The sequence below is a fragment of the Novosphingobium sp. BL-52-GroH genome (assembly GCF_044813085.1).
Classification (GTDB): domain Bacteria; phylum Pseudomonadota; class Alphaproteobacteria; order Sphingomonadales; family Sphingomonadaceae; genus Novosphingobium.
The window spans coordinates 253,960-273,087 of record NZ_CP171150.1 but is presented as its reverse complement, the minus strand read 5'-3'; the positions used below and the strand labels follow the sequence as shown (position 1 = coordinate 273,087).

Genomic DNA, 19,128 nt, shown 5'->3' with positions numbered 1-19,128 from the left:
GCAACGGGCTGAAAACGAAAAAGAATCTTGGAAAGGCGATATGCGCAGTTGTGCGCTCACAGCGGCGAGAAGCGCTCAGGAAGTGAGGCGGACCGGGGATTTCCCTGGTGTTTTGGCTCGCTTGCGCGTCACGGTGCGCTCTGACAGTTCGATGCAGAGCGGCGCATGATCGCTGGTCTTGTCCCAGCCGCGCGGACGCGTGTCGACCTCGGCGGCGATCAGCCGCTTTGCCGCAACCGGGTTGAGCAGGGCATGGTCGATCCTGAGGCCGGCATTGCGCTCGAAGGCGCCGCGCCAGTATTTCCAGAACGTGTAGATGGTCTCGTCCGGGTGCAGGACGCGCACCGCGTCGGCCCAGCCCTGGTCAAGTAGCCGTGCGTAGGCGGCGCGGATCTCGGGTGCGAACAGCGCATCATCGCGCCAGCGCTCGGGCGCATAGACGTCCAGATCGGTCGGCATGACGTTGAAGTCGCCCAGGCACACCACGGGGGCATCCAAACCGATCAGGGTGGCGAGGTGATCGTGGAGCCGTTCCAACCAGCGCAGCTTGTAATCGAACCTGGGGCCGGGGCGCGGATTGCCGTTTGGCAGGTAGAGGCCGCAGACCAGCATGCCATTCACCGCCGCTTCGATGTAGCGGCTCTGTTCGTCCGCTGGATCGCCGGGCAGGCCGCGGCGGGTTTCGTGGATTTCGCCGACGCGGCTCAGGATGGCGACGCCGTTCCAGCGGCTCTGGCCATGCCATATCGCCTCGTAGCCGGCATCGCGGATCGCATCTTCCGGGAAGTTCTCGTCTGGCGCCTTCAACTCCTGCAGGCACACGATGTCCGGCTCGGCGAGCGCGAGCCAGCGCAGCAGCACCGGCAGGCGGCCGTTGACGCCATTCACGTTGTACGTCGCGAATTTCATGACTTTCGCAAAGCGCGCGGGCGCCGATGGGTTCCTCGTGCGTTGAGCGGGGATGGCGAAGCGTCCCCTCAAGGTCTTTCGGACATCGATCGGATTTCACGACGTCTATGTCGCGACCACGAGCCGCAAGGCTGCATTGGAGGCGTGGGGCGCCGGCACGGACCTGTTCGCCAGCGGTGCTGCCGAGCCGGTGTCGGATCCTCGCCTGGCCAAGGCACCGCTCGCGCAGCCCGGCGTCGTCATTCGCGTCGCGCGGGGCAGCACGGCGCAGCATCTTGCGGCGGCAGGAAAGGGGATAAAGCGCGACGCCAAGGCCAATCGCGAGCCGCGCAAGACGGCGGCGCCGCCCGTTACGCCCCGGAAGAAAATGCCAGGACCAAGCCGCGCACGCCTCGCCAAGGCGCGAGCGGCATTGCAGCGCGAAGAGGAGAGGTATGCCGCGTCCGTGGCCGAGATCGACGCTCGGATCGAGGCACTTCGCCGCGAGCGTGATGAGCTTCGCTCGCAGCGGGATCAGAAGGTACGCGAACTTGACGAGCGCCGTGCCCGCGAAGAGCAAAAATACCTGCAGGCATTGGATCAATGGGAAGAGTGAGAGGCAACGGACAACGGGCTTCCGATTTGCTGGTTTTAGGCGTGTCTTGCGGGGGAGTACGTTCGGCGTCCCTGTCGGCGGCCTCTTGAACGTCGAAACGTTCCGCTCCATCTGGCTGGCGTAAGTCTGAAACATGTGAGCCGAAGAGACGATGACGACCGAGACGTTTGCCGCCCCCGAGACCCGCGCCTTCGAGGCCGATGTTTCCAAGCTCCTGCACATGATGGTCCACTCGGTTTATTCGGACCGGGACGTTTTCCTGCGCGAGCTTATCTCCAATGCTGCCGATGCCTGCGAGAAGCTGCGCTACGAAGCGATCTCGCGGCCCGAACTGCTTGGCGACGACCCGCGGCCGCGCATTACCGTGACGCTGGACAAGGACGCCGGAACGCTCACCATCACGGACAACGGCATCGGCATGACCGCGGCTGACATGGCCGAGACTTTGGGAACCATTGCCCGGTCCGGGACGAAGGCGTTCATGGACAGGCTCGCCGCCGACAAGAATGGTGAGGGGCAGCAGCTCATCGGCCAGTTCGGCGTAGGCTTCTACTCGGCCTTCATGGTCGCAGGCAAAGTCGAGGTCGTCTCCCGCCGCGCGGGCGAGGACGAGGCGGCCAGTTGGGCATCCGATGGTTCGGGCACTTACACCATAGCTCCGGTCGACCCCGCCAATGCTCCCGTGCGCGGAACGCGGGTTACCCTGACCCTGCTCGACGAAGCGAAAAGCTATGCCGAGCTTCACACCGTCGAACGGATCGTCAAGGCTCAGTCCGGCCATGTCCCGGTGCCGATTTTCCTGGAGGAAACCGGGAGCGAGGAAGACGCTCGGCAGCTTGCCGACGGCGCAGCGCTCTGGGCCAGGTCGAAGTCGGACATCAGCGAGGATGAGTATGCCGACTTCTATCGCAGCGTGGCGGGGCAGTTCGATAAGCCCGCGATGACGCTGCACTACCGGGCCGAAGGGCGGCACGAGTATTCGGTGCTGACCTTCATCCCGGAGAGCAAGCCGTTCGACCTGTTCGATCCCGACCGTAATGGCCGCATCAAGCTCTATGTCCGAAGGGTCTTCATCACGGACGAAGCCGCGATTCTTCCTCGCTATCTGCGCTTCGTGCGCGGCCTGGTGGACTCGGCGGACCTCCCGCTCAACATGTCGCGGGAGATGATCCAGGAAAGCCCCGTGCTGTCCGCCATCCAGAAGGGCGTAAGCAATCGCATCCTGTCGGAACTCGACAAGCTTTCGGTGAGCGATCCCGATCGCTACGCAGCGATCTGGGACAATTTCGGGGCCGTGCTCAAGGAGGGGCTTTACGAGGACTACGAGCGGCGCGCTCAGTTGCTCGGGCTTGCCCGCTTCAAGACCACGTCATCGAACGGCGAGTGGCGCTCGCTCAAAGATTATGTCGCGGGGCTGAAGGAAAACCAGACGGCGATCTTCTACGCCACCGGCGATGACCTCGAGCGGATCGCGACGTCTCCCCAGCTCGAAGGGTTCAAGGCGCGCGGCATTGAAGTCTTGCTGCTGCCCGACCAGGTTGACAATTTCTGGACAACGATCGGCGTCGATTATGAAGGCAAACCGTTCAAGTCGGTGACGCAGGGCGCCAGTGATCTCAGCTTGATCCCTCTGGCTCACGGCGACGCAGACGCATCGACCCCGGCAGAGGATGTCAGCGGGTTCATCGCCTTTGCCAGGGAAGTGCTGGCGGATCAGGTCTCCGACGTCCGTATCTCCGACCGTTTGACCACCAGCGCCGTGTGCATCGTGGCGCCGGACAACGCTATGGATCTTCAGCTTGAGAAGATGCTCGCCGCCGCCGGCCGAGCGCCCGAACGCGAAAAGCCCGTGCTGGAAGTGAATGCGCGCCATGCGCTCATCGCCAGACTGGAGCAGTCCACGGCGAGCGAGGATGAGCGGCGGGACATCGCATTCCTGCTGCTCGATGAGGCGCGTATTGCCGACGGAGAAGCTCCGGCCGATCCACGAGCCTTTGTCCAGCGGCTGGAGCGCTTGATGGCCAAGACCCTGCGATGATGCAGGGGAGGGGAGCCGATCGGCTCCCCCTTTGTTTAGCGGCGGCATCGAGATTGACTCCGCAGAGCGAACGAAACTGACTCGCCATTGCGCTCGGGACTCGTTGATGCGGCCTTGATTGTCGCGCTTACAGGTCGGCAAAGCGTCTGCCACGCGCACATCCAAGCCCTTCGATTGGGAAATCACCACGGCTCTGAGCTGTCAGTCCGCGTATGACCGGGGTTGGGACCTTCCCGAACGTCGGCTTCTGAGCGGCCGACTCAAGAAACCAGACACTCCCAGCGTTCCGCGTGCTAACAATCCTTGGACGGCGGCCGTCCTGGCGGGTGAAGAGCACGAAGGCATCGGCCACCCCTTCTTTGGAATGCCGGCTTGTCTGGGCCCAGCGAATAATCAGCTTATAAAAATCTCGGACTTCGGCGTAATTTCGGCTGCGGCAGCAGGCGATGACGACCTCGCAAACGTGATCAGCCGGTCCGTTGGGACATAGAGCGGTTACACCTCGAATATCACACCGCACCCGACGCCGGCCTATTGAGTCGCGCCGCAACAAGGTAAAAAGTATGGAAAACGTGAGAAGAATGCGTGATATACTCCAGTATAGACTATTTTTATTTGACATATCGCCGAATTACATAATCATCGGCGTGCCTTATGGGGATGGGCAGGCAGGGGGAATTATGTGGAAGCGCTGCATATGTTTGGTTTTTTTATCGGGCGCCCTAGTGGGCTGCGCGGTCAACGTACCTCACCTCGGAGGCAAGCCAGGATCCGAGAAATCTCAGGAAATCTGGGAAGGCGACCTCATCGAACATGTGGAGTGCGAACTGAAGACCGCCATAGTGGGCACGAGAGCAGAATGGGATGCCCAACATGGCAACACACTCAATAAGACCAATAAGCCGTTCTTCCTTGACGGCTGGGGCGCCAAGGTAAATCTCACGATGCAGGTCGATGTTAAATCGACTACCAATCCTTCGCTTACTTGGACCGATCCACTCCAGAACGCGCTCAAGACATTTCCCGAGAATGGTAACATCACGATCGCCCGTAGCCGGGCGTTCGGCATAGGCATCAACGCGTCTCGGCAAATCACGCGCGAAGAGGTGGTTGGCTATCTATACGACTTTGCGGATTTCAACTGGGCAGCAGCAACGCCGCTCAGTCCGGAAATGCCACCCAGCAAATACATAGCGCAGGAATGCAAGGCGACTGATCTCGTCCCGAACAACGATCTTCGCATCTATGACTTCCTGCATGCCAAGATGCTTCTCGCAGCGCGCGATGGAGCTTTGCCTGCAGCCGATCCGAAATCGAAGTACGAAACCTTGACCTTCCAGGTGAAATTCATCGTGACGCAGTCGGCGAGCATCAACCCATCATGGAAGCTGGTCGAGCTTGCGATAAACCCGGGCAACTCGCTTCTCTACAACGGCCAGCGGGTCCGCTCTAACACGTTGCTGATCACTTTCGGCAAGGTCAAAGCAAAAGAACCGGATCAATCATTGCGCGATCAGCATCTGGCCAACCTGATCGGGCAGGCCGTCGGCGATCAGCTCAAACAACAAAACTGAAGGAATTACAGATGACGGACGTGCCGCAGACTTATGCAGAAGCTCTGGAAAAGGGCTACCAACCAGTTCTTGAACTCCAGATCCTGCAGGAGAAGGACCGCCATTTCAAGTTGAAGGAGTTCCTAGAGGCAAAAGACCCGTGCGCTGTCGGCCAGGTCGGCCCCTGTTTTGACTGGACCTCCCTCGAAGGTGTGAGGACGCTCTGCTACTGCCGTGAAGACGGGAAGTGCAGTGACTGCGTCCAGAAGCACGTCTGACCGGGCAGGAAAACCGCCGGTACCGAACTTCTTTTCGGTGGCAACTTCCTATTCACACGCCGCAAGCTCGCGCATCTGCGATGCGCACCCAGGTGATCTTCTCCGTAAATTTTTTCGCCTTGGCGTGGGACCTTTACGACGGTCCGCTTCGGAGCGCTGGTATAGCTATGGCTGCCTTTGCCCCGCCGGATTCCTTTTTTCTCGTACGCGTACATCTCGGCCAGCCCATTGACGGCTTCATGGCCTACGCATTCGCACTATCGGCGTCTGCTCCCTTTTGCCTGTCGCCCCTCGGGAATGACAAGGACGGCAACGAGAATTGGAATCAGAAACACAATCGTGTCGGTTCACGCGGCCTTCTGGATTGGGGAAATGCCACGGCTGTAGCGGAACTTGGCGGAGGCAAAGAACCCGCCGCATTCGGCTTGGGCATCGCACCCCTCACACTCCGGCATGTATTCTTGCTTCCAGTCGCTGATCGAGCGACGAGAGAAGCGGTGCAGGGACGGTTTGAGGATGCAATGCTGGCTGTTGTAGATCGACACTTTCATGCCGGCGCGATCGAGAATGCCGACCGCGTCGGATAGCTCGGTCTGATAATCGACTGGGTCGATCCAGATCTTTTCAAGGTTGGCGCGCGCAAAACCGGTGAGTTCGAGGCCCATCAGCGCAACATGATCTACAAAAAGCAGGTTGCGGGCGAGAAATCGGGCAAGCGGTACCAATCTCGGAACAGTCTGCTCCTGCAGTACGACCCGGACCTCCACGCGGACACCCTGGGCCTTCAGGGCCAGGATGCCGCGGATCGTCTCGTCGAAGGCGCCATCGGCCTGCACGACGTGATCGTGAACGTGCGCCAAGTCTGCATAGACAGGTATCCCCAGCATGAGGTCAGGGTGCCGCACGGCGCCGAGGTCTCTAGCAAGGGTGCCTGTGGCAAAGCTGCGACCATTCGACAGGACATGCAGGGCCGTGTTCGGGAGATGGGAGCCGGCCGCCTGGACCAGTTCGATGAAGCGTGTTCCCAGCAGCGTAGGCTCACCGCCGGTGAACCCGATTTCTCTCGCTCCGCGATCCATAAGGGACAAGGCTTCGAGAACCTCGTCGACGATCCAGCCGTCATCGACGGCGCGTGGGGGCTGTGAACACATCAAGCAATAATTGTTGCAGCGCTCGGTGAGGAGAAAGTGATTGTAGGCAACTGCCTTGCGGAAGAGCGTGCGGATCGCCCCCTTTGCGGGTTCGAGCCGCACGACGTCCCCATCGCCCAAGTGATGGAAATCCTCGGACAAAACGGCAGCGGCTGCCCCCTCGGGGAGAAGCGCGAGGGTCCCGGCATCCTTGACCAAGTACCAGCCAAATCCATCGGGAACAGGCCCACCACAGTGAATGAACGCCTCGACGCTACGCAGCGGCGCAGGACGGTCTGTGCGATCTGAGAGCCTTAGGATCGCAGGTCCACGATCAATGGCTGGTGGGTTGAATTGGGTCAAGCGGCCGCGCAAAGCTATCATATGATATTGGCCCAGCGTTCGAAAATGTGGCGTACTTCGGGGTTGGCCTCCATCCTAGAGATCAGCCCGCGGAAGAGCGCCATGTTGCGTGTGCAGAAGGAGGATAGAGGCTTCTTGCCTACGAAGTCCCCTTGGGTTGCATGATGAAACACTGGTTCGGCTCCGCACCACGGTTCGAAGGCGCACCACGAGCACCCCGGCACGCTTGCGGCGAACGACTTTTCGAGGGGGTCAAGCAAAGCATCGCCCAGAAAGATGTCAGCGAAATCGTCGTCATGGACGTTGCCGAGAGCAAAGGTAGTGTCGCCCATCTCGGCCAGCATCCGGCTTTCATCAGAGGCGTAGACGACGCCGTCGTAATTGTAGACGACCGCGCCGATGCCGATCCCTGCCGGGCTCATAAGATCAACGTAGCTGGTCTGGAGGGGCGTAAGCATCTTTTTGAGCACCATCGCGGAATAGTGCTCGATGAACTCGAACCCGCTGAGATTGAGCTCGATGATATAGTCTAGGCCCTCGAAGAAGAATTCGAGCCACCTTTTCTGGTCGTACGACGCGTAGGATTTGGTCTTGATGGCGAAGCCATAGGGGGAAAGCGGCCGCAGGAAGATCCCGCCAAAGTCCATGCGGATATATTCGTCGATGATCGCCCTGACCTGCGGCAGGCTTGCCGCGGTCGTCGTCATCAGCGCCCCCACATTGTAATGGCCCAGCGCCGTGCGAGCGCGGGCGATACCTTCCACCGCCTTTTCGTACGAATTCTTGCCGGGCCTTGGCCGGTTGCGATTGTGGAGGTCTGCCGGGCCATCGAGCGACGTCGAAATCAGGATATTGTGCTCGCGTGCAAACTGCAGGATTTCGTCATCCAGCACCGCCAAGTTGGTGGCGATCACGAAGGCAAGATTGCGGCGTGCCGTCTCGTTTCGCCGCAGGGCTTCGGCAACGATGAACCGAATGATCGGCATGTTCAGGGTGGATTCGCCGCCCTGGAACTCGATCTTGATCGCGGTTGAGGGTGAGCGAAAAGTGAGGTCAAGCGAGCGCAATGCCGTCTCCTCGCTCATGTCGAATTCGCGCTTGTCGTCGTTGGCCCGCGACACTTGGCAATATGGGCAGCTGTGCTCACATCGTAGGGTGGTCACGAAGATGTGCAGCCCGGTGAAATTGGCGAGCGGCGCCAACTTCGTGCGGATCTTGAGGCCCAGCAGGTCGATTGCGACCTGGGTGTCGTCATCGATCAGGAAGTGCCGCGACTTCAGCTCATCGTAAATTGGCTGGTCAGGCCGCAATGCGCCGCCCGCGAAATCCGAGACTTCGCTTGCCGACAGCGTGACGTACTCGCCCGCCATATTGGTCGCGACATAACCCTCCTCTTCGAGGAGGGTGAAACGCCATGGCAGCATCGTGTAGGCTGATTGGGCGGACGCATCGAAATGAGCCTGCTCGCGGAACTTAGCCATCCTGGAGGCCTGTGCGCGAAAAGGCGAGGCCGAGTATGGCATCGCGGTAGGGCGCGGTGCGCTCCTCAATGGAGATGCGCAAATCCTGATCAATCACTTCGCGGCGGAAGTCGCGCTCCGCAGTTTCCATCGACACTGTTGAATTTGCCGGAAGCAGCTTGCACACGATGTCGTCACCGATGACAGCCACATCGACATCATAGCGTGCCATCAGGACATAGGCGGCCCGCTTTGCAGCGTCCACGGAAAGGGCGGCCCGGGACAGGGTCACCGTCCGGGCATCGCCAGTGGCAATAGTCATGGTTTTATCGTTCTTTTGAGGCTGGCTCAGTACGCGCTGGAAGAGTGCGAACTGTGGCTCGAGTGCGAGCTGTGGCTGGAATGACTCGAATGGCTACCATGTGCAGCAAGCTGCACGGCCTCATCGGCCTTGGTCAGAACAAGATCTTTCGTATCGTCAGCTTGGTTGGCGAACTGTGCCACGGCAGCCGGAATGGTCATGGGAACGGTCGCGTGCACCTGAGTGCCAGCGACAAGCGTCGCGAGCGATGCTGCGAACGGCTTTAAAAATGAACGACGTGCCATCATAAACCCCTGTTGAGATATTGCTTTTGCCAACCCCTGAACCGTGGTTGGTCGGTTTTTTGGCGACACCGAATTGGTATTCCAGTTAAGTCTTAAAATTCTGTCGCGCAACGACTTTCGCATGCCGTTGGCTGATCTTGGTTTCCCGCGGTGAGTGCCGCCAATCCGACCCTTTTTGATGGATGGCGGCTTTGTCACGATTCGACGATTGTCACCAGGCTGGAAGATCTGCTCGGCAATGGCGTTCGAGCGGTCGACTGAAAGTGCTTCGTCGTAGTCACACGCCCCCCGCGCATCGGCATGTTCTGTGCCGAAGAGAGCTACAGCTGGCGCGACCTTGCGCAAGTTTTCCGGCTATCATGGCAACGAGCACCCGAGCTATAAATCGGCCTCGAAGCGGGCCGCGGCCAGTGGGCAGTCTTGGGCATCCGGTGGGGAAAGCAGACCGGCCGGATCTGGGGATTGAATATTCGCAGCTGAACGCCCAGAAAGGGTCGTTTCGCCGGGATCAACCGCCGGGTCTGGGACGAAGCCGTCGTTCACCAGCGACATGCCGAACGGCAGATGCTGTCAAACGCCGACATTCCGCGCTTGCCACTCTGGCCTCGCGCCCGACAGAGATGTGGCCGCGAGCTGCCGGACAAGCGGACGGTCAGCACCTGGGGACCAGAGATTGACCGCTGAGTGTTTCAAAAAGGGGCGGACTATGCTTGGGCATCCGACTTCAGCGTAACGGCCGCCAGAGCCTGCGTTCTGCCGGTTCCTTCGGCAGGTGATCATCGATCGAGAGTTGAGCCCGATCTCGCTACTGCGCCGTTCGAAGGTGCTGGCTCGAGGGCAGACCTCAAGCAAAGGGCCACGTATCAGGGGTGCTGCGCGCATCCAAGGTTAGTTGCAGAAAGGCAAGGTCGAGCCATTTGCCAAACTTCATACCGACCTGCGGCAGCAGACCGACATGTTTGAAGCCATGCTTCTCATGTAGGCGTATGGAGCCAGTGTTGCCTGCTTCAATGCCTGCCACCATGACATGCTTGCCGATCAACCGGGCGCGTTCGATCAAAGCGATCAGGAGCGCCTTGCCAATGCCGTGTCCGCGTTGATCAGCGCGGACATAGATCGAGTGCTCGACCGTGTGGCGATAGCCGTCCCACGCCCGCCAATCGCCGAAGGAGGCGTAGCCGACCACTGCGCCGCCGCTGTCCAAGGCAACCAGCACCGGATAGCCCTGCCGCTCGCGGTCGGCGATCCACGTCAGCCGGTTGGCGGTGTCTACGCGAATATCGTTCCAGATCGCCGTGGTGTTGACCACGGCGTCGTTATAAATGGCGGCGATCGCTTCGGCTTCGCCCTTAATTGCATCGCGATAATCATGCCTGCTCCAGATTGGTTTCAAAAGCGCACATAGACAGCACTCCGGATCGACGGCACGTTGCCATGGCGTGGGCTTGGTTCATATACTTCGAGGCGCATCCTCTGAGGAGCGGCCGCGTCCTTCTCAATCAGCCCATGAATTTGCGGGCGCCCATACGCTGCACCTGACATTGCTGCACCGTAAGGCCTTGCGCCATGGGGTCATAGTCACCTGCAAGCTGCTTCTGAAGAAAGCGGGCCAGCATCGCCGTCTTGTTGCCAAATGTCTGATCGGCTGCAGCCTCGTCAATGATCGGCAGCGCGACCCTGGCTGCCGGACCGATGTACGTGAGCGCGTTGAACGCCTGTAGGCGGACTGCTTCGGGTTGGTCAGTCGCGGCCAATTGCGCGAGCACGTCCGCTGCGGATGAAGCGTCTCCGACCATCGCGGCCGCTTCCGCCGCCGCAATCCGTACCTGCGGGCAGGGATCGGCATGCATCATATCCAGGAGATTGGCCCGTGCCGGGGCAGCTTCCTGTCCAAGCATCAGAAGGCCCAGCGTGGCCCAGTAGCGGATGACTGGGACGTCACTGCGCAACAAGCTGACGAAACGATCGAGGTTGCGTGCTTCGCGTCGGGCTGCAGCAGAGGCCAGCGTCATCAACCGTCGCAACGGGTACCGGCTGCGGTCGCGGCTAGCGAAATATCCCTCCCCCTCCATTCCTTCCGCAAGGAAGCCATTATCGTTGACCGACACCATGTGGGCGTCCAACGCCCTGCTCAACCGCCTGTTTATTGCACCGGCTTGCGGATTTCCGATCAGGTTCACGACCTCGTCGGGATCGGATGTCAGGTCATATAGTTCCTCATAGGGTTTTTGCTGGAAGAAGCGGTCCTGAGTGGCGGAGAGCGTGCCGGACAGATGCGCCGCCTCCCAAGCCCGATATCCGGCAACCGTCTGCCACTGAAACTGCACATGCTGCGCCCAGCTTCGGTGCGGCATATAGTTGCGGATATAGCGCCAGCGGCCATCCGTGACGGTGCGGATCAAGTCATATCGTTCATCCATTCGGTCGCGGCAGCCGAAGGCAAGTGTCTGCGGCGCGCCGATGTGAAGGCCCAACAAAGCCTTCCCCGTCATCTGCGCAGGTTGTCTGACATCAGCGATCGACAAAAGCGTCACCGGAAGGTCGAGCAAGGTGACAGGCGTTTCGACCACGCTGCCCGGCTTCTGGTTGCTCAGATGCTGCCACTTCGGCGGCACGGAGATGACGAGCGCCACCCGCTGACCTTCCTCATAGCAGAAGCGTTTGGAGCGCGGCAGAACGCCACCATTGTCGGAATAATAGAAAATGATGGTGTCATCGGCCAGTCCTGCGGCCTCCAGCTCCGCCAGATGCGCGCCGATCTCCACGTCCATCTTTTCCATGAGATTATAGTAGCTGGCATAATCCTGCCGTATCTCCGTCACGTCAGGCAGGAATGCCGGGACCCGCACCTGATTGGGCGTAACCCTGCCTGAAACTGGACTGCAAAGCTGCGATTCGTGCGTCGCGCCTGTGTTGATGACGCAGAGAAACGGCTTGTCCCTAGGGGCGTTACGCCAATGTCCTTCAGGCCCCATGACGTCCCAGATCGCCTTTGGATCCACATCGCAATTATAGTCCGTCTTGTAGAGGTTGGTGCAGTGATAGCCGGCCCCGCGCATCAGTTCAGGATAGGTCTTGAGTAGCCTTGGCAGTTCTGCACGGGCGGTCATGTGCTGCGCCGGCGCACAGCTTTCGGCGTTGATGCCGGTCAACATGGCGAACCGCGACGGCGCGCAGACCGGCGAAGTGCAATAGGCATTGCGGTAGAGAATGCCCCGGCGAGCCAGCGCGTCGATGTGCGGCGTATGCGCCAGCTTGTCGCCATAGGCGCCGATAAAGGGATTATTGTCTTCGCTGACCAACCAAAGAATGTTCGGGCGCTTCGACATCACCGTTTTTACGCCCGGTACCGGGGATGCAGCGCTGACAAGCCCCGCACCCGCAGCAGTCAGCATTGCCCGGCGTGTCAGGTCACTGCGGTCGTGGATCATCATTTGCTCCCCGGTCGGAAAATCGCTTCGCAGCCGCCTTGCCGGTATTTCCATGCGAGGCGTCGGTATCAGCCAGTTCGCAGATCGACAGGTCCCTGCCTACGTCCCGGAGAGCTATGCCACTCATATACAATAGGGTATGGCTTGTGGATGCCTGGAACATTCCGTCAGATCCAAATTTTCGCGCTTGTCTGTAATCACGGCAGCGTATCCGCTGCGGCCGAGGCTCTTGGCATTTCCCAAGCGTCGGCCAGTCGGCAAATCAACGCACTGGAGGTGGCTCTCGGCCAATCCTTGTTCGACCGGCGACCCGGCCGCCGCAATGTGCCATCTCAAGCCGGGCGGGCCATTCTCGACCATGCCCTCGCGACAATGGAAGAACGCGCAAAGATGGAGGCAGCACTCGCGTCGTCCGCCCGAACGCTGCGGGTGGGCGCGGATAATATCATCTACAATCTGATCTTCGCACCAGCGCACGCGCATCTTACCGAGGAACTCGCCCCGGATCGGGTGGACTTCACGATCGTGGAAGCTGGAGCCGATCCTTGCGAAGAACTTCGCCTACTGGACCTTGATTTGTTGTATTTCACGGCCGGTCCCGATGAGCAACTGCCGCGCGATGCGACCCGCGTAGCCGTGGGGTATAATGATCTCTTCGCGGCGCCATCGCTTCTGAACAGCCTCGGTGGTGGCGCTGCTCTGCCGATCATTCTTCCCTCGCCATCAGAGCGTGTGCGGCAAGGGATATTGAATGTCATCAACGAACGGTTGCCGATAGCATTCAAGCTGATCGCTGCAGATGTGGATCCGAGCGCATCGATGGAACTCATGATGAGAGGACTGGGAGCAGGACTTGTGAGCCAGCGTCGCGCAGCCCCATATGTGGCCGCTGGCTTACTCCAGCGCGTAGAAGCGTTCAGCGAACCAGTCGAGGTTGGTCGATATCAACTGGCGGGACACGATTATGGATCGGTTGGGGCGAAGGTCGGCGCATCATTGCGTCGTCTGATTGAGGAATGGAGCGCCGACCCAATCGACCGTGAGAAGTGAAAACGGGAGGTGTCGAACTCCTGATGCCCGTCCAGTGCTTCTTGCGTTGATCGGGCAAAACCGGACGGTCGGCACTTGAGAATCCAACATCGGCCTCTGAAGGGCCGCTTACTCCCTGTATATGGCGAACGGGCAGACTTCGCTCGATAATGTCCAGAACGGTCGCTACCCCGATCTACGGCTCCCGAGCTTCGAGGCCTATCTCGGGACGCGCTTGGGATGAGTTTTGCCGGGCTGGCGATTGCCGGCCCGGCGCTTCACGCGAGGCGCGTCAGCCGTCTCTTTCCTCATCGAGCGCGAAGGTCGGCTTTGCAGCCTTGAGCGGTCATTCGATGAGGCATCCGGAATGTCGACAGTTGGTCGACACCTGCCAGGAAAGCAGACCGTCAGCACTTGAGGATCAAAAATTAGATGCTGAGCGACCGATAAGGGTCGGCAGATGCCTCGGTCTCGAACGCCGTGAACTGGGATAAGGCCGTCCTTCCCTGATGCCGTGTCAAACGGCAGGGCGGACTGATTGACTGCTACCATCGAAATGCTATGGTATTCCAAAGTTCCTAGGGGGTTAAGTTCCTGCACGTTCGATAGGTGGGGTATGAACGAGAGGTCGCGCGTCGACACGACAAGCGCAGAAGACAAGTCAATCGGCTTCGACTATCAGTATTATTATTTTCTGAATGAGCTCCTGAACCTGAAAATCGGCCAAACTGCGGGCTACGAAGTGCTGGATGATGTTCACATCGAGCAAGCAGACGGCAAAACATTGCTCGTTCAATTGAAACACACCGTCCAGACAAATGCGCAGGGCGACCCTATAAACCTCACAAAGCTCGACGCCGATCTCTGGAAGTCGATTTCCAACTGGTGCAAGGTGATTGTTGATCCGGCAGACGGGCGGGCAGCTGTGGCTGACCAACTCGCATTTCTGAGAAATACCTCATTTTTGCTCGCATCCAATAAATCTGGCAACGCCCGGAACTCCTTCCTGTCTTCGATTGACGAGTTCTCGAGTGGCACCAAATCGCACGCTGGTTTCATATCGGATATCCACGCGCTCAAGGCCAAGGCCAAAGACGAGACCATCCGAGGATATATCGACGATCTCCTGAACCTTGATCCTGGTGTATCGGAGGCGTTCCTTCGGAATTTATCGTTCGGACTGGGTCTCGATGAGATCATCGCCCGGTGCAAAGCCTCGATTTTGGAAAAGCAAATCCACCCCACCAGGGTCGATGACGTGTTTCACGCCGTGGACTCCAAGCTCCGAGCAAACTCCTTTGCGACGGTGAAAGCGGGAGGAAAAATTAGCTTCAGCTTTGACCAATTCAACGTCGAATACCGGCGAGACTTTGACAAGGCAAGAAGTGCGGGATTTGTGATTAGAGAACTTACCCCAGCCCTGCCTGCAAATCTTTCAGACCAGACCTTCATCAAGCAGCTAGTGGATATCGACGATATTGCGGCCGATGACGTCGAAATCCTGATGAAATTGACCACCATGCGATTGAACTTCCGCGATAATGTCGAACAATGGATCCAGGACGGCGACATAACGCAGACCGATGTCGATTACCTTGAGCAAGAGGCCGAAACTCACTGGGAAAACGCATTCTCGGAGCACTACCCCGGCCGCCGACCACCACCAGATAAGGCGGCGGGGACGATAGCGGCGCGAGGCGTCGTTAAAGAACTCCGCAAAGTCAAACTCCCCCTCGCCACGCAAGAATTGCCCATCAGAATGAGCAACGGCGGCTTTTATGAATTGTCCGATTGGCCCGTATTGGGCTGGCTGCACAACTGGAAAGATCGCTACAATTGAAACTCAGCAGCTTCTATAACAATCTGGGTATTGATGCTTTCGCGATCTCAGCCGTCTTGGAGAAGGCTGAATTTCTGACGTTCCCGCGATTGATGTTGATCTTGCCGATTGTCGCGCATCGCGATATGGTAAGGCAGCTCGCAAATGCCCGATTTCAGGTCGTCAGTTTTGAGCAGTACTTCATCGAGAAAACTCAATACTTCTACAACTTTGCCGAACGCTATCAGGCTTGCCTGGCACCCACGGTCAATGCACTTCAGCTGCTAAACGAAATCGGCTCCGTTGAACTTCACGCCGACGGCGCCGCCATTGCCGCGCCGATGCCGATCACCGCGGCGACGGGCAACCGGGTCGATCGAATTAATCGCGCCTCGTCCAATATCGCCACCCTCATCGCGGGCAGTGCGGACGTTTTCTACCTCAATGCGAGGATCGAACTGTGAAATTCCATATCGAAAGCCTTCATCTATGGCTGGCCAGTGGTGAAACCCGGACCCTGTCGTTCCTTCCCAACAAGGTGAACGTCATAACGGGCGCCAGTCACACGGGTAAAACCGCAATCCTTGATATCTTCGATTACTGCTTCTTCGCCAGCCGGCACCGCATTTCGGAAAGCATCATCAACGAAAACGCCCTGTGGTATGGCTTGAAATTCCATGTGAACGACAAGGTCTATACACTGGCAAGAAGGGCACCTAGCGGCCCAGCTGTCTCAAGTGACTATTTCTTCTCGTCCATTGGTGAGATCCCCAACGAAGCCCCGGAGACAAACATCCGGGAACCGGCCCTGAAGGTGCTGCTCGGCGCTGATTTCGGTATCGATCAGGATGTCAAAATCCCATTCGGCGGGCAAGTCCTGCGAGCGGGTTCGCGAATATCGCTTCGCTATTTCCTGCTGTTCAACACAATCTCGCAGGACATCATCACCCACAGCGAGCAGTTTTTCGACAAGCAGGATCAGCCCCGCTCCCGGGAAGCGTTACCGCGCATATTCGACATCGCGGTGGGGATCGACACTGTCGAAAATATCCTCAAACGCGAAAAGCGCGCGGAGCTCGAGAAGAGCTTGGCGCGCCTGCAGAAGCAATCGGCAAAAACAGAGGAAAATCGCGAGGCGTTCTACGGCGAGCTTGCCGAGACGACCGCCCGGGCAATGTCCTACGGCCTCATCGCCGACAATTCGGATCCTGAGCAAGCGGTGGCGACTTTGCAGCTGATGGTGGCCGAAAGAGAGACGGGTCCGGAATTGTTTGTTTCGGGGCGACACGAGGAGATCTCTGCCGAACTCTATCGGGTTTCCCGAAAGATACGGGGCCTTCGCAAATTCCTGGGCGAATATACCACGCACAAGAATATTCTGTCCGAAACCGCCGACAGCCTAAAGCCGATCGCCTCTCTCCAAGGCAATCACGCGGATACCATTCGCACTTCCGTCTTTTTTGAAATCCTCAAGCGATTGGAAGAGGGCTTGCAGGAGATCAAGACAGAGATCTCCCGGAAAAACCCTCTGGACAGCAATGTCGGAGAGTTAATCAAAGAACTGGAAGGCCAGCGCGAGCAGCTGCAGGGCGAACTTCAAACGCTGCCTTCGGGTAGCGCGGTCTTCGAAAACGAAAAAGAGCGATATATTTTCATTGGCGAGACGAAGGCCAAGCTTGAACTGTTCGCGGGGTCGGATAAGAAAAGTCCGCGCAATTTCGAAGCTGATATCGCAAATCTGGAAAGACAAATTGGCGAACTCACTGTCCCGTCACCGGAGGAACGCCGGAAGCATTTCACCAGCGTTCTCGACGAGACAATCCAGGAATATATCGCCTTGTCTAACGTGGCTCTGGGCAATTATGGCGAATATCGTTCTGCATTCGACTACAAGGAAAAGAAGCTTCACCTAAGAAAGCCAAAGACTGCGTTCATCGAAAACGTCGGCAGCAGCTCAAACCACATGTTCCTTCACCTGTTTCTTTTCCTCGGATTGCACGAGGTCATTATGGCGAATGGAGGGCAACATGTGGCGCCATTTCTCATCATCGATCAGTTTTCCAGGCCATACTGGGGAGATGACGAGAACGGCGGCGCGAAGAGTGAGCAGCCCGATGACGGGGATCGGGACGTTAACGAGAGCGACGTTGCCAAGGTCCATTCCGCCCTCAAACTGCTCAACCATTTCATTTCCCAAGCGAGCAGTATGGGCAAGGAATTTCAAATCATCCTGTTCGAACACATTAATCCGAAATATTGGGAAGGTCTTGAGAATTTCCATCTCGTCGAGATATTCCGGGACGGCAATGCGTTAGTTCAGGGCGTGCAAGCCATCAGCTAAGTTAGCGCTGCCTGCTATTCAGTCTACGCGGCTGTGAAGCTGCCGTCCCGGATCGTCCAACCGAGGTGTCGAGGATTGCCGTCCCTGAACGGAAGTCCGCTCTGCACGGTCTGGGCCTTGGTCCGGAAAGTCGCCAACATCCGACGCAGCGGTCTCGACATCCTGCTCCCAATGCCGAAATGAATCCCATATTTTCGGCTACTTAGCTCTAAAAAGGTGGCGTTTCGCGGTCAATTCTTTCAGTCCCTTATGGGATGGAGTGTAAAAAGTCTTCGGGCACGGCGCGGCGCCCTCTTCACCGAGCCGACCGCGCTCATGATGACGATGACCAAGATCGCGGCCGAGCCTGTGGCCGTCCCGTACCCACTCCCACACAGCGCGGATCATGCCGCTACCCGGGTTCGCATCAGGCCGAACGTGAAGTCCTCGTTCGATTCCTTGGCGCGGATGATCTTCTTGTAGTGGGCGGCCTGATCGGCGTTGAGCGCGGCAAGCATGACTTTTTCCGCTTCGGGCCCGCGCTTGGCGAGGTATGCCTTGAAGTTCGCCAGGGTGGCCGGCCCGATCTGACCGTCTTCCTTTATATCGGCGTACAGGCGGCCATGCTGGTTGAAGGCGTTAAGCCATTCCTGAAACCAGATAGGCGGCCGGCCAACGCCGCAATTCACGCCGCTATCGAACAGCTCGGCACCAATCACAGCTGGGGTCTCGGCGATAGCGGCAAACCCAGGCTTCACCGCATATTCGGTGTAGTAGATCCTGACGGCGATATCTCGGGGTATCGCCTTCATCGGCCCGGTCCATCCGTTGGCGACGGCGGTGGTCTTTATGATGCCCCATATCGTTTCTCCGCCGGGGTCTGATGTATGGTTTGAGTAGGCGCCTTCCTTGCCAATGGTGGTGTTCACCATCCCAAGAATGAGCGGGTTCATCGGCGCGTTCATGGGCGCTGTCCCTTTTTGGAAGAGACGTCGCCGGCGCCCTGGTGGAGGTGCTTCTCCAACCGGGTGCCGTGATATAGGGCCATGCCCAGGGCAGAGACGAGAAGGACGATGGAAGCGCCCAGGACGCATGCGATCGTGTCAGGCAGCTGCCGCACTCCCATGGGGGGTGGGCATTCCCAGCCGCTTGCGGAACAGCCATTGCGCACCGTCGAGGAACAGCGGGAAGCCGATCGCGCCCAGCGCCATGGAGATCAGCACGCCAAGGATCGGGTTCAGGTCGCCATAAGCCACGGCCGTAACGCCGATCGTGCCGAAGGCCGGCAGAGCCGACACTTCGGAATATGCCAGCCAGCGCCGGCGCCGGCGCCAGTACATCGAAGCGGCAGGCTCGGCCGGTGGATCAGGGGGAGGCCCCAGACATACATGCCGATCTTGCCGCCTACGATCGTCGCAGACGCTAGGATAGACAGCACGCAGAGGGGAAATAGTCGCGCGGCTCCACTACAGAAGCCGCGCAACAAGGAGGGAATGGATTGAGATCGCCATGAGCTGTCCTGTTGGACGACACTCATGCGCGATATTATTGATTACCCTTCATAAGCGAAAGGGTGAACGACTGCAAACCACCCCCG

17 protein-coding genes are annotated in these 19,128 nt (G+C 58.7%); 8 read left to right on the top strand and 9 right to left on the bottom strand.

From position 1 onward, the window contains the following. Window positions 1-75 precede the first annotated feature (75 nt). Window positions 76-909 carry an exodeoxyribonuclease III gene (gene xth / locus ACFFDA_RS08960; RefSeq protein WP_404478346.1) on the bottom strand — a complete coding sequence of 278 codons (834 nt, stop codon included), beginning with the start codon at window positions 907-909 and terminating at the stop codon, window positions 76-78. 52 nt (window positions 910-961) lie between these two features. Here xth and ACFFDA_RS08955 point away from each other — a divergent pair, with 52 nt between their 5' ends. The 4 genes from ACFFDA_RS08955 (at window position 962) to ACFFDA_RS08940 (ending at window position 5,373) form a co-directional block, all read left to right on the top strand. Continuing rightward, the gene (locus ACFFDA_RS08955; protein WP_404478345.1) at window positions 962-1,504 is read left to right on the top strand and encodes a hypothetical protein; all 543 of its coding nucleotides are present in this window, start codon (window positions 962-964) and stop codon (window positions 1,502-1,504) included. A 151-nt stretch (window positions 1,505-1,655) separates the two neighbouring features. Next, window positions 1,656-3,542 carry a molecular chaperone HtpG gene (gene htpG, locus ACFFDA_RS08950; RefSeq protein WP_404478344.1) on the top strand — a complete coding sequence of 629 codons (1,887 nt, stop codon included), beginning with the start codon at window positions 1,656-1,658 and terminating at the stop codon, window positions 3,540-3,542. A 581-nt stretch (window positions 3,543-4,123) separates the two neighbouring features. After that, window positions 4,124-5,116 (top strand): hypothetical protein, encoded by a 993-nt coding sequence (locus ACFFDA_RS08945; protein ID WP_404478343.1) that lies wholly within the window; start codon window positions 4,124-4,126, stop codon window positions 5,114-5,116. A gap of 11 nt (window positions 5,117-5,127) precedes the next feature. Continuing rightward, the gene (locus tag ACFFDA_RS08940; RefSeq protein WP_404478342.1) at window positions 5,128-5,373 is read left to right on the top strand and encodes a hypothetical protein; all 246 of its coding nucleotides are present in this window, start codon (window positions 5,128-5,130) and stop codon (window positions 5,371-5,373) included. Between the two features lie 347 nt (window positions 5,374-5,720). Here the strand turns inward: ACFFDA_RS08940 and hxsC are convergent, their stop codons facing one another. The 6 genes from hxsC to ACFFDA_RS08910 form a co-directional block, all read right to left on the bottom strand. Next, a complete protein-coding gene (gene hxsC, locus ACFFDA_RS08935; protein WP_404478341.1) occupies window positions 5,721-6,722 on the bottom strand; it encodes a His-Xaa-Ser system radical SAM maturase HxsC in 1,002 nt (333 codons plus the stop codon). A gap of 161 nt (window positions 6,723-6,883) precedes the next feature. Beyond that, a complete protein-coding gene (gene hxsB, locus ACFFDA_RS08930) occupies window positions 6,884-8,347 on the bottom strand; it encodes a His-Xaa-Ser system radical SAM maturase HxsB (RefSeq protein ID WP_404478340.1) in 1,464 nt (487 codons plus the stop codon). Continuing rightward, window positions 8,340-8,648, bottom strand: a complete 309-nt coding sequence (locus ACFFDA_RS08925; protein ID WP_404478339.1) for a hypothetical protein — start codon at window positions 8,646-8,648, stop codon at window positions 8,340-8,342. The genes hxsB and ACFFDA_RS08925 overlap by 8 nt, the downstream gene beginning before the upstream one ends. 26 nt (window positions 8,649-8,674) lie before the next feature. Continuing rightward, window positions 8,675-9,277: a hypothetical protein gene (locus tag ACFFDA_RS08920; protein WP_404478338.1), complete on the bottom strand. Its 603-nt coding sequence runs from the start codon at window positions 9,275-9,277 to the stop codon at window positions 8,675-8,677. A 499-nt stretch (window positions 9,278-9,776) separates the two neighbouring features. Further along, the gene (locus ACFFDA_RS08915) at window positions 9,777-10,325 is read right to left on the bottom strand and encodes a GNAT family N-acetyltransferase (protein WP_404478337.1); all 549 of its coding nucleotides are present in this window, start codon (window positions 10,323-10,325) and stop codon (window positions 9,777-9,779) included. Between the two features lie 106 nt (window positions 10,326-10,431). Further along, entirely contained in the window at window positions 10,432-12,366 is a 1,935-nt protein-coding gene (locus tag ACFFDA_RS08910; protein WP_404478336.1) for a sulfatase-like hydrolase/transferase, read from the bottom strand. A 147-nt stretch (window positions 12,367-12,513) separates the two neighbouring features. Here ACFFDA_RS08910 and ACFFDA_RS08905 point away from each other — a divergent pair, with 147 nt between their 5' ends. From ACFFDA_RS08905 to ACFFDA_RS08890, 4 genes are all read left to right on the top strand, one after another. Further along, the gene (locus ACFFDA_RS08905; protein ID WP_404478335.1) at window positions 12,514-13,413 is read left to right on the top strand and encodes a LysR family transcriptional regulator; all 900 of its coding nucleotides are present in this window, start codon (window positions 12,514-12,516) and stop codon (window positions 13,411-13,413) included. 595 nt (window positions 13,414-14,008) lie between these two features. Next, window positions 14,009-15,232 carry a hypothetical protein gene (locus tag ACFFDA_RS08900; protein ID WP_404478334.1) on the top strand — a complete coding sequence of 408 codons (1,224 nt, stop codon included), beginning with the start codon at window positions 14,009-14,011 and terminating at the stop codon, window positions 15,230-15,232. After that, window positions 15,229-15,675, top strand: coding sequence for a three component ABC system middle component (locus ACFFDA_RS08895; protein ID WP_404478333.1), 447 nt, complete (start codon window positions 15,229-15,231; stop codon window positions 15,673-15,675). The genes ACFFDA_RS08900 and ACFFDA_RS08895 overlap by 4 nt, the downstream gene beginning before the upstream one ends. Then, entirely contained in the window at window positions 15,672-17,552 is a 1,881-nt protein-coding gene (locus ACFFDA_RS08890; protein WP_404478332.1) for a DUF3732 domain-containing protein, read from the top strand. Before ACFFDA_RS08895 ends, ACFFDA_RS08890 begins: the two co-directional genes overlap by 4 nt. A gap of 383 nt (window positions 17,553-17,935) precedes the next feature. On the opposite strand, the gene ACFFDA_RS08885 is transcribed toward ACFFDA_RS08890, so the two are convergent. Together ACFFDA_RS08885 and ACFFDA_RS08880 are read right to left on the bottom strand one after the other, a co-directional pair. Beyond that, window positions 17,936-18,496, bottom strand: a complete 561-nt coding sequence (locus tag ACFFDA_RS08885; protein WP_404478331.1) for a glycoside hydrolase family 108 protein — start codon at window positions 18,494-18,496, stop codon at window positions 17,936-17,938. A gap of 138 nt (window positions 18,497-18,634) precedes the next feature. After that, the gene (locus ACFFDA_RS08880; protein WP_404478330.1) at window positions 18,635-18,829 is read right to left on the bottom strand and encodes a hypothetical protein; all 195 of its coding nucleotides are present in this window, start codon (window positions 18,827-18,829) and stop codon (window positions 18,635-18,637) included. Between the last annotated feature and the right edge of the window lie 299 nt (window positions 18,830-19,128).

Coding starts and splice junctions, on each gene's coding strand:
- xth (WP_404478346.1), bottom strand. CDS start 909: ATGAAATTCGCGACGTACAACGTGAATGGCGTCAACGGCCGCCTGCCG.
- ACFFDA_RS08955 (WP_404478345.1), top strand. CDS start 962: ATGGCGAAGCGTCCCCTCAAGGTCTTTCGGACATCGATCGGATTTCAC.
- htpG (WP_404478344.1), top strand. CDS start 1,656: ATGACGACCGAGACGTTTGCCGCCCCCGAGACCCGCGCCTTCGAGGCC.
- ACFFDA_RS08945 (WP_404478343.1), top strand. CDS start 4,124: ATGCGTGATATACTCCAGTATAGACTATTTTTATTTGACATATCGCCG.
- ACFFDA_RS08940 (WP_404478342.1), top strand. CDS start 5,128: ATGACGGACGTGCCGCAGACTTATGCAGAAGCTCTGGAAAAGGGCTAC.
- hxsB (WP_404478340.1), bottom strand. CDS start 8,347: ATGGCTAAGTTCCGCGAGCAGGCTCATTTCGATGCGTCCGCCCAATCA.
- ACFFDA_RS08925 (WP_404478339.1), bottom strand. CDS start 8,648: ATGACTATTGCCACTGGCGATGCCCGGACGGTGACCCTGTCCCGGGCC.
- ACFFDA_RS08910 (WP_404478336.1), bottom strand. CDS start 12,366: ATGATGATCCACGACCGCAGTGACCTGACACGCCGGGCAATGCTGACT.
- ACFFDA_RS08905 (WP_404478335.1), top strand. CDS start 12,514: ATGCCTGGAACATTCCGTCAGATCCAAATTTTCGCGCTTGTCTGTAAT.
- ACFFDA_RS08900 (WP_404478334.1), top strand. CDS start 14,009: ATGAACGAGAGGTCGCGCGTCGACACGACAAGCGCAGAAGACAAGTCA.
- ACFFDA_RS08885 (WP_404478331.1), bottom strand. CDS start 18,496: ATGAACGCGCCGATGAACCCGCTCATTCTTGGGATGGTGAACACCACC.